At 62.2% G+C, this 8322-nt stretch carries 7 protein-coding genes; 1 reads left to right on the forward strand and 6 read right to left on the reverse strand.

Features of this window, described 5'->3' with window-relative positions; translation table 11 throughout:
* Window positions 1-65: 65 nt before the first annotated feature.
* The 4 genes from NP534_RS23850 to NP534_RS23865 all read right to left on the reverse strand — a co-directional run bounded on the left by NP534_RS23850 (window position 66) and on the right by NP534_RS23865 (window position 5222).
* On the reverse strand, window positions 66-1319 hold the full coding sequence (locus NP534_RS23850; protein WP_274100333.1) for an OprD family porin: 1254 nt from the start codon (window positions 1317-1319) through the stop codon (window positions 66-68).
* Window positions 1320-1355: 36 nt separating this feature from the next.
* A complete protein-coding gene (locus tag NP534_RS23855; protein ID WP_337994333.1) occupies window positions 1356-2681 on the reverse strand; it encodes a CitMHS family transporter in 1326 nt (441 codons plus the stop codon).
* A gap of 91 nt (window positions 2682-2772) precedes the next feature.
* On the reverse strand, window positions 2773-4089 hold the full coding sequence (dctA, locus tag NP534_RS23860) for a C4-dicarboxylate transporter DctA (RefSeq protein ID WP_274100335.1): 1317 nt from the start codon (window positions 4087-4089) through the stop codon (window positions 2773-2775).
* A gap of 62 nt (window positions 4090-4151) precedes the next feature.
* Window positions 4152-5222 (reverse strand): 4-oxalomesaconate tautomerase, encoded by a 1071-nt coding sequence (locus NP534_RS23865; protein ID WP_274100336.1) that lies wholly within the window; start codon window positions 5220-5222, stop codon window positions 4152-4154.
* A gap of 147 nt (window positions 5223-5369) precedes the next feature.
* Between NP534_RS23865 and NP534_RS23870 the strand changes: the two genes are divergently transcribed.
* The gene (locus tag NP534_RS23870; RefSeq protein WP_033697311.1) at window positions 5370-6263 is read left to right on the forward strand and encodes a LysR family transcriptional regulator; all 894 of its coding nucleotides are present in this window, start codon (window positions 5370-5372) and stop codon (window positions 6261-6263) included.
* 84 nt (window positions 6264-6347) lie between these two features.
* On the opposite strand, the gene NP534_RS23875 is transcribed toward NP534_RS23870, so the two are convergent.
* Together NP534_RS23875 and NP534_RS23880 are read right to left on the reverse strand one after the other, a co-directional pair.
* Window positions 6348-7760 (reverse strand): purine-cytosine permease family protein, encoded by a 1413-nt coding sequence (locus tag NP534_RS23875; protein ID WP_274100337.1) that lies wholly within the window; start codon window positions 7758-7760, stop codon window positions 6348-6350.
* Between the two features lie 312 nt (window positions 7761-8072).
* A partial coding sequence (locus tag NP534_RS23880) for an Lrp/AsnC ligand binding domain-containing protein (protein ID WP_274100338.1) occupies window positions 8073-8322 on the reverse strand: 250 nt, incomplete at its 5' end.

Consider the following 8322-nt stretch of genomic DNA (forward strand, 5'->3'; position numbering starts at 1 on the left):
AGGGACCGCGCAGTGCCCGTACCTGTGGGAGCGGCCTTGTGCCGCGAATGGCTGCAAATCAGGCCCTACCAGAGCGCGATGTCATAGGTCAGGTAGACCCGGTTACTGTCCCGCCCCCGGGAATAATCAGCGCGGTAGACGTAGTTGCGCAGCTTCACTCCCAGCCCCTTGAATGTGCCCGCCTGCACGACGTAGGCCAGTTCGCTGTCGCGCTCCCATTCACGCGCCCCGGCATCACCTGCCTTGTCGTTGTCACCGCTCAGGTAGCGGCTCATGAAGGTCAGCCCAGGCACACCGGCTGCCGCGAAGTTGTAGGCGTAACTGACCATCCAGGTCTTCTCGTCTTCTTCAATGAACTTGCCGATACCGACGTTGCTGAACGAATACACGGTGGCGCCGCTGATGTAGGGCAGCCCGGCAACCCCATCGAGCACCTGATAACCCGCACCCACGGTGTGGCCGCTGTGGGCATAGCTGAGCTGGCCGCTGAGCATGTCGTTATCAATGGGGCCACCCTGTGCTGCGCCATCGTCGCGGCTTTTGAAGTAACGCACATCACTGGCCAACACGCCCCCTGCCAGCGGCAGCTCATGGGCAATGCCGGCAAAGTCCTGGCGGTAGAAGTTGTTCAGCTCGCCGCGAAAGTAGCTCAATCGCAGGGTTTTGCTCACTGCGTAATCGGCACCGGCATAGCTGAAATCCGCCGATGCATCGCCGCTGTAGCCATCGGCGAACAGGCCAGTGCTGTCGGACGAATCGCGCTGCTTGAAACGCTGCAGATGGCCACCGGTCAAGGTCAACCCGTCAATATCGCTGGAGACCAGCTGGGTGCCCTGGTAGGTCTGCGGCAGCAGGCGCGCGTCGTTGTACACCAATACCGGTGTCTTGGGCAGCAACGTACCGTGCTTGATCACGGTCTTGCCCAGCCGGGCCTTGGCGGTGACCCCGGCACTGGCAAACTCATTGGCCGCGCGGCCATCGTCATGCACCGGCAACAAGCCGGTACCGCTGCGCCCGCGGCCCGAGTCCAGCCTGACGCCCACCAGTGCCATGGCATCCAGGCCTACCCCTAGCGTGCCTTGTGTGAACCCGGATGCGTAATCCAGCAAGAACCCTTGCGCCCATTCCACCCGTTCACTTTTTGCCGTAGCAGCAGCACGTGTGCTGAGGCCTTGCTCGTCGCGAAAGTTCTCGTTGAAGTACACGTTGCGCAATTGCAGCTTGAGTGCGCTGTCTTCGATGAAACCAGCAGCGTGGGTCAGGGGCACATGGGCAAGCAGCAGGCCGCACGCAGCCCTGCGGAGAATGACTTGGGTCATGGTCCGGATACTCTCTTGTTATTGTGGGTTGGGCATTCAGACGAAGAACGACAGCGCTCCGGTCAGCAGCGCAATGGCAGTAATGACCAGCGAGGTGAGCACGGCCCACTTGACCGTGGCTTTCTGGAAGTCGCCGATATCCCGGTCGACCATGCCGACCAGCAACAAGGTCGAGGCCACCAGCGGGCTCATCAGGTGCACCGGCTGGCCGAGCACCGAGGCGCGGGCGATCTCTACCGGGTCGATGCCATACGCTGCGGCGGCATTGGCCAGGATCGGCACCACACCGAAGTAATAGGCATCGTTGGAGAGCACGAAGGTCAGCGGCATGCTGGTAATGGCCACCACCAGCGGGAACCAGTGGCCCCAGGATGGCGGAATCCAGTCGACCAAGGTCTGCGCCAGCGCATCGACCATCTTGGTGCCGGAGAAGATGCCCGCGAAGATGCCTGCGGCAAATACCAGCAGTACGACGGTCATGGCATTGCCGGAGTGCGCCAGTATCCGCTCCTTCTGCACATTCAGTTGCGGGTAGTTGATCATCAGCGCGGCGACAAAACCGATCATGAACAGAATCGCGGCGTGCATCACCCCGGCTACCAGGGCGATCATCACTGTCACCACCAGCACCAGGTTGACGTAGGCCAGCCGTGGGCGCTTGTGCGGGGTATCTTCCAGAATGGCCTTGATGTAGCAGTTGCCGCCGCCTGCTTGCAGCTGGATGTTGCCGATGCGCTTGCGCTCGGCGCGCCCCAGCAGAAATGCCGTGAACACCACCCAGGCGGCACCGCCGACCATGGTCGGCAGCATGGGGATGAAGTACTCGGACGCGTCCAGGCCCAGTGCCGCAATCGCCCGCGTCGCCGGCCCGCCCCAAGGGCTCAAGCCACTCATGATGCTCAGCGACAGCATGGCTACGGTGGCGAGGATCATCGGGTTCATGCCGATGCGTTTGTACAGCGGCAGCATGGCTGCGCAGGTGATCATGTAGGTAGTGGTGCCATCGCCGTCCAGCGCCACCAGCAGCGAGAGCAGGGCGGTACCGATGGCAATCTTTACCGGGTTGCCGTTGACACGCTTGAGAATCATGCGGATCAGCGGGTCGAACAGGCCGGCATCGATCATCAGGCCGAAGAACAGGATGGCGAACAGCAGCAATGCTGCCGAGGGTGCGACCATTTTCAGGCCGTCGAGCATCATTTTGCCAAGGTCGGGCGCGAAGCCTCCGATCACGGCGAACACGATCGGCACCAAGGTCAGGGCGACGATAGGCGACAAGCGTTTGCTCATGATCAGGTAGGTGAATGCCACCACCATGGTCAAACCCAGCAATGCCAGCATGGTTTTCTCTCTTGTTGTTATTGTCAGTGTGGCCGAACGCAAGGCAAACGGCGGTCTTGCCGCCCGGCGTCATGCCTGCCGGGCGGTGCGTTTTACGTAGGTGCGGAGGGGGTCAGCTTTGGCGGGTGGGCTCGGCGGCCGACCAGGGGGCGTTCGGCTCGGCGATGGCCGCAGGCGGCATTTTCCCGTCTGCCAGCATTTGCTTGAGCACCTGCCGGTCGCAAGCACCTTCAGACAGCGAGATGACCACGGTGGCCACGGCGTTGCTGGCCAGGCTGGTGAGGGCGCGTGCCTCTGACATGAAACGGTCGATACCGATCAGCAGCGCCAGGCCGGCCAGTGGGATATCGTGGATCACCGTCAGCGTCGAAGCGAGCGCCACGAAACCGCTGCCCGTCACACCGGCGGCGCCTTTGGACGACAACAGCATGATCGCCAGCATGGTCAGCGTCTGGCCCAGGCTCAGGTCGATGTTGCACGCTTGCGCGATGAACACGGCGGCGAGCGACAGGTAAATCGCAGTGCCATCAAGGTTGAAGGAGTACCCCGTGGGCAGCACCAGCCCGACCACGCCCTTCCTGCAACCCAGCGCCTGCAGCTTTTCCAGCATCCGTGGCAATACCGGCTCGGTAGACGAGGTGCCGAGTACCACCAGGAACTCCTCGCGGAAGAACCGCAACAGCTTCCACAAGCTGAAGCCGTGCAGCCGGCACAGGCCACCGAGTACCACCAACACAAAGAACGCGCAGGCGATGTAGAGGGTCATCACCAGCTTGGCCAAGGCGCCCAGCGAGGTAATGCCGTACTGGCCCACGGTAAAGGCCAGCGCGCCGAACGCACCGACCGGGGCAAAGCGCATCAGGTAGCCGAAGATTCGGAACACCATCTGCGAGGCGGACTCCAGCACGTTCAGCACAGGTTGGCCATGTTCGCCCATGGCCGACAGGGCAAACCCCGACAGCACCGCGATGAACAGCACGGGTAGCACTTCGCCTTTGTTGAAAGCACCCATGAAGGTGTCAGGGATGATGTGCATGAAGAAGTCGACCACACCCAGCTTGGCCGCCGACGCGGTGTACTGGCTGAGGCCCGCCGTGCTCAGGGTGGCAGGGTCGATGTTCATGCCCACGCCAGGCTGGAACACATGCACGGCCACCAGGCCGATTACCAGGCTGATTACCGTCAGCACCAGGAACAGCAACAACGTCTTGCTCATCAGGCGCCCCAGCGAGCGCTTGTCGGTCATGCCGGCGATGCCGGTGACGATGGTGCAGAACACCACGGGCGCGATCATCATCTTGATCAGCTTGATGAAGGCATCGCCCAGCGGCTTCAGCGCCACGGCCTGCTCGGCCCAGAGGTGGCCGACCAGTACACCCAGCAGCACGGCGCAGAGGATCTGAAAGTACAACGATTTGATGAGTTTCATGAGGCATCACCCATTGTTGAAATTGTGCGGATGCGCTTTGGGTTGAACATGTGCAGTACGCGCTAGCTGGCAAGGCGGCGCATTGTCGGGGCATACACGTAACCTGAAAAGAGCCGGCGGGCAGTGCGGATCACCGACGCCTGCAGCTTGCCGCCGTCGCGGCTCAAGGCCACATCGATGACGCCGCTGGGGTGCTCCAGCCGTACTTCGGACAGTTGCAGGGCGTGCTCGCCCAACAGTTGGGCGGTCACGGTGCCGGGGGTCACGCAGGCAGTGGCCAGGCCAATCGCGCCAGTGATCGCCAGCGCACGGTGGCAGTTGTGCGGCATGAAGTAGCGCACCTGCAGCGTGCCGTCGCTGGTTGGCGGCGACACCACCACCGGTTTCGGGATCACCATGCCACGCACATCACCCAGGCCCATGGCCCGGCCCGCCTGCAACCGCAGCGCTTCCAGGCGCTTGAGCAGAGCGCTGTCGGCATCCAGGGCGGCAGGGCGCTCGTTACCGGCCAGGCCCAGCTGGCTGGCTTCGATGATCATCAGCGGCATGGCCATGTCGATGCAGGTGACGGCCGTGCCGTCGAACACATCGCGGGCCTGCCCGGTCGGGAACAGTTTTCCAGTCTTGCTGCCGACCGCATCGAGGAAGGTCAGGTGGATCGGCGCGGCCGTGCCGGGTACGCCGTCGATAGCGGTGCGGCCTTCGTACTTGACGGTGCCGCCAGGGGTTTGCACCAGCGAGGTGACGAAGGTCTGGGTATTAATGTTGCGAATGCGCACCAGGGTTTTGTCGCCTTGGGCTTTCACCAGCCCCTGTTCGATGGCAAACGGGCCGACCGCACACAACATGTTGCCGCAGTTGGGCGCGGTGTCGACGCGTCGCTCGGCGACCATGACCTGCACGAACAGGTAATCGACGTCGGCGTCCGGGTGCAGGGAGGGGCTTACGATCGCCACCTTGCTGGTTTGCGGGCTGCCACCACCGATGCCGTCGATTTCCAGCTCATGGCCAGACCCCATCAGGCTGATCAGTACTTCGTCGCGTTCCACCACATTGGCCGGCAGGTCCCAGGCATGGAAGAAAGGGCCTTTGGAGGTACCGCCGCGCATGAGCACACAAGGGATTCGTTGCATGACTACTGACTCTCGTTGATCAATTGGCATCATTGATGTGTTGAGAGAAAGAGTGACAGGCGTTGATAAATCAATCCAATGCAAATATCGTAGCGATTAATGCATGCAGTTGAATAATTGCCGACGCTATGACGTGGAGTCAAACCTGTGGAATATGAGCTGCAAGATATCCGTTCTTTCGTGAAAATCGCCGAACTCGGCAGCTTTCATGAAGCAGCTGAGGCCCTGCACCTTTCCCAACCAGCACTCAGCCGGCGGATCAAGAAGCTGGAAGAGGGCCTGGGCACGCCTTTGCTCGAACGAACCACGCGTCGGGTTGGCCTGACCAGTGTCGGCCGCGATTTCCTGCCCAAGGCGCGGCGCCTGCTTGATGACTTCGAAGACTCGATCCTGAGTATCCGCGAACTGGCCGAGCGTCAGACCGGGCAAGTCACCCTGGCGTGCATCCCGACGGCGGCGTTCTACTTTCTGCCCACCGTGATTCGCCAGTACAACGAGCAATACCCGAAAATTCGCATCCGCCTGCTCGACCTCAGCGCCAACGATGGCCTTGAAGCGGTCTTGCGCGGCGAGGCCGATTTCGGCATCAACATGATGAGTGGCCAGCACCCGGACATCGAGTTTGTGCCGCTGGTCAACGAGCATTTCGTGCTGGCCTGCCGCCGCGATCATGAACTGGCAAGCCGCGAATCGGTGACCTGGACGCAGCTCGCTGACCACCGCCTGATCGGCGTGGGGCGCCTGAGTGGTAACCGCATGCTGCTGGACCACGCCTTGTCGGGGCTCAACATTCGGCCCAAATGGTTTTATGAGGTGCAGCACCTGTCCACTTCGCTCGGCATGGTCGAGGCAGGGCTTGGTGTGTCTGCGATGCCCAGCCTGGCCATGCCGGCAGCGGACCACCCGACGCTGGTCAGCGTGCCCCTGACCGACCCACAGGTGACGCGAACTCTGGGCCTGGTCTACCGGCGTGGGGCTTCGCTGTCGCCGGCTGCAGAAAAGTTCGTGTCGATCCTGCTGGAAAAATGGCGAGGCGGTTAAAAACGCCGTGCGGGGCGTCAGAAACAAACCGGCCCGTGTTGCCACGGGCCGGTTGCTGGTGATGCAGGTTGGCTCAGCGGGCGATCAGACGCCCATCGCCAGCTTGGCGCTGGTCTGCCGACGACGATAGGCACTGTCGCGGCTCGCCAGCCACCAGTACAGCGGCGAGGTGACCAGCAGCCCGACCAGCCACGACAGGTCGGCACCGTTGATGTGCTCGGAGATCGGCCCGACGTACAGCGGCGTGTTCATGAACGGGATCTGCACCACGATGCCCACCGCATAGGCAATCAGCGCCTGTGGGTTGTAGCGCCCGTAGATGCCGCCATCGACCTTGAAGATCGACTGAATGTCGTAGTCGCCCTTGTGGATCACATAGAAGTCGATCAGGTTGATCGCGGTCCAGGGCACCAGCACCACCAGCAGCACCAGCACCATGTCGACGAAGTGGCCGATGAAGTCCTTCGAGGCGAACACCGCTACCACACTGCAAGCCGTCAGCACGATCAGCGACAGCACCGCGCGGCTCTTGGCGGTGGGGATCCAGCGGTGGGCGAAGGTCTGGATCAGGGTGATGATCGACAGCACCGCGCCGTACAGGTTGAGGGCGTTGTGGCTGATCACGCTGAGCAGGAACAGCACCAGCATGATCGGGCCGAGGGTGCCGGTGGCGAGCTTGACCGCGTCCATGGTGTCCATGCCGGCCGGGATCGCCAGCACCGCCACGGCGCCGAAGATGAACGACAGGCTCGAACCCAGGGCCGAGCCCAGGTACGTGGTCCAGAAGGTCGATGAGACCTTCACGTCAGCCGGCAGGTAGCGCGAGTAATCCGACACATAAGGGGCAAAGGCGATCTGCCACAGCGCCGCCAGCGACACGGTGGCCAGCCAGCCGGCCAGGTTGAAGCCGCCGCGGGTCAGGAAGTCGTCGCTTTGCACGTGGCTGAAGATGTAGCCGAAGCCGACCACGATGCCGATGCCCAGCACCCAGGTGCCGATGCGGTTGAGCACGTGGATGAAGCGGTAGCCGATGATGCCGATGATGCCCGATCCCAGCGCACCGATGACGATACCCACCGGTACCGGTACGGCCTCGACCACACCATGCAGCGACTTGCCGGCCAGGACGATGTTGGAGGCGAAGAAGCCGATGTACATCACCCCGGCGATCACCACCACCAGCAGCGCGCCGAGCGAGCCGAACTGGGCGCGGCTCTGGATCATCTGCGGGATGCCCATCTGCGGGCCCTGGGCCGAGTGCAGCGCCATCAACACCCCGCCGACCAGGTGGCCGACCAGGATGGCGATGATGCCCCACACCAGGTTCAGGTGAAACAACTGCACGCCCAGCGCGCCGGTGACGATGGGCAGCGGCGCGATGTTGCCGCCGAACCACAATGTGAACAGATCCCTTACCTTTCCATGGCGGTCTTGCGGGGGCACGTAGCCGATCGTGTGTTTTTCTATGAGGGGTGCCGTGTTGGCTGCACTGGTCATGACTGACTCCAAGGCAAGGTGGGGCAGGGGGTACTGCCCGGGGGCGTGCCGGCGAAGGGCAACGCGTTCTTGTTGGAGGGATGATGCGGGGAGTCGGGATAACGAGAAATTAGTAAATATGTGCCCATAAACCTTAAAAAACCTAAGGCTGACAAAAGGTTAAGGGACGAGTGGTAGCAAGGAGCGGGCCACCGCGCTGAAAGCCTTGAGGTTGGGGGCTGCAGGCTGTCGGGAAACAGCACAGGTGAGCCGGCGTGGTGCGCAGTGCGCGTTTCCAGTGCAGGTGAACAGGCGGTAGAAAATCAGAAATTGTCACTGCATCGGTAACAGCCGGTCCTGAATCACTTCCTTCATCACCAACGTCGAACTCAGCCGCTTCACATTGGGAATGCTGGTGAGGTGCTCGTCATATAGCCTCTGAAACGCTGGCAGGTCCTTCGCCACCACGTGCAGCAGGTAATCCGGGTCGCCGAACAACCGCTGCGCCTCGACGATCTGCGGGATCTCGGCCAGCGCTGCCTCGAAGTCCGCCACCGGCTGGCGCGTCACCTCGCGCAGGGTG

Source organism: Pseudomonas sp. 39004, assembly GCF_028682155.1.
Classification (GTDB): Bacteria; Pseudomonadota; Gammaproteobacteria; order Pseudomonadales; family Pseudomonadaceae; genus Aquipseudomonas; species Aquipseudomonas capeferrum.